Below are 1,651 nucleotides of genomic sequence, written 5' to 3'. Positions count from 1 at the left end.
TACTAGTCAGGTTGCGTAACGACGGTCAGTCGCCTGCGTCCGGTTAACGCTGGACCTCCGGGTGTCAGACAGTCTCGCGCCCCAGGTCCGCCGCGTCGCGGTCCCGGTACCCGGCGCCCTCGCCGGCCGGTACCGCGTCGGCGCCACCGGCGGCCACGGCGTCGGCCGTGTCGGCGTCGGCGCGCAGCCGGGCGTCACCGTCGAGGTCGTCGTCCTCGTCGCGCTCGTCGTCGCGCTCGTCGTCGTCCTCGTCCGCGTCACCGTCGAGGTCGTCGTCCTCGTCGTCGCCCTCGTCGGCGCCGCCGGTCAGGTCGGCGTCGGGACGGGCCGGCACGGCCCCCGGGGCGCCCGGACCGGCGGCGAACTCCTCGTCCTCCTCGTCGTCACCCTCGATGACGACGCCGTCCAGCTCCAGCAGCCGCTCCGCGGCGTCGGTCTCGCCCTCGGCGTCCACGTCGGTGGCCCGGGAGAACCACTCCCGCGCCTCCTCGCGCCGGCCCACCGCCAGCAGCGCGTCCGCGTACGCGTACCGCAGCCGCGCCGCCCACGACTCGGTCGAGTCGGCGGTCAGCTCGGGAACCTGGAGCATGGCCACGGCCGCGTCCTTCTGCCCGAGGTCACCCCGCGCCCCGGCGGCCACGATGAGCAGCTCGATGGCGACGGCCTGGTCGAGCTTGTCCCGGTCCGCCCCGCGGAACAGGTCGATGGCCCGCTCCGGGCGGCCCAGCGCCCGCTCGCAGTCGGCCAGCACCGCCAGGTGGCTCTGCAGCCCGGTCATCCGGTGGTAGGTGCGCAGCTCGGCGATGGCCGTCTGCCACTCCCCCGCGTGGTACGCGGCGAGCCCGACCGCCTCCCGCACCGCGGCGATCCGCGAGGCGAGCCGGCGGGCGGCCATGGCGTGCGCCAGTGCCTGGGCCGGGTCGTCGTCGATCAGCAGCCCGGTCGCGACCAGGTGCCGGGCGACGGTCTCCGCCACTCCCTTGGCGAGCGAGAGCAGCTCGGCCCGGACGGTCGAGTCGAGGTCGCTGGCGACCACCTCGTCCGGCAGCGCCGGCGCCTCACCGGTACGCCCCTCGCCGCGCTCGTCCAGCCGCTCGCGGTACGCGCCCTCGGGGCGACGGTCGTCCCGGCCGTAGCCGCGGCGCTCCCCGTCCCGCTCGGCACGCTCCCGACCGCCGCGGAAGCCACCCTCGCGCTCCTCGCGACGGAAGCCGCCGGGCCGCTCGTCGCGACGGAAGCCCTCGCGGCGCTCGCCGCCGAAGCCACCCTCACGGCGCTCGCCACCGCGGAAGCCTCCCTCACGGCGCTCGCCGCCACGGAAGCCTCCCTCACGGCGCTCACCACCGGCGAAGCCCTCGCGGCGCTCGCCGCCTCGGAAGCCACCCTCGCGACGCTCGCCGCCGCGGAAGCCGCCCTCACGACGGTCGCCACCGCGGAAGCCGCCCTCACGCTCACCGCCACGGAAGCCGCCCTCACGGCGCTCGCCACCGCGGAAGCCGCCCTCACGCTCACCGCCACGGAAGCCGCCCTCACGGCGCTCGCCACCGCGGAAGCCACCCTCACGCTCACCGCCACGGAAGCCGCCCTCACGGCGCTCGCCACCGCGGAAGCCACCCTCACGCTCACCGCCACGGAAGCCGCCCTCACGGCG

General features: G+C 76.7%; 2 protein-coding genes. One reads left to right on the top strand and one right to left on the bottom strand.

Features of this window, described 5'->3' with window-relative positions:
* Positions 1-64: 64 nt before the first annotated feature.
* Complete coding sequence (locus ABZV78_RS31735) at positions 65-976, bottom strand: Replicase polyprotein 1ab (protein ID WP_355644551.1); 912 nt, start codon at positions 974-976, stop codon at positions 65-67.
* On the opposite strand from ABZV78_RS31735, the gene ABZV78_RS31730 reads away from it, so the two are divergent.
* On the top strand, positions 953-1,651 hold a 699-nt coding region (locus tag ABZV78_RS31730; protein ID WP_355644549.1), incomplete at its 3' end, for a hypothetical protein. The genes ABZV78_RS31735 and ABZV78_RS31730 overlap by 24 nt on opposite strands.

The sequence above is a fragment of the Micromonospora sp. NPDC004540 genome (assembly GCF_040610095.1).
Lineage (GTDB): Bacteria > Actinomycetota > Actinomycetes > Mycobacteriales > Micromonosporaceae > Micromonospora.
The sequence above is the reverse complement of the archived record's forward strand: the minus strand, read 5'-3'. Positions and strand labels throughout refer to the sequence as shown.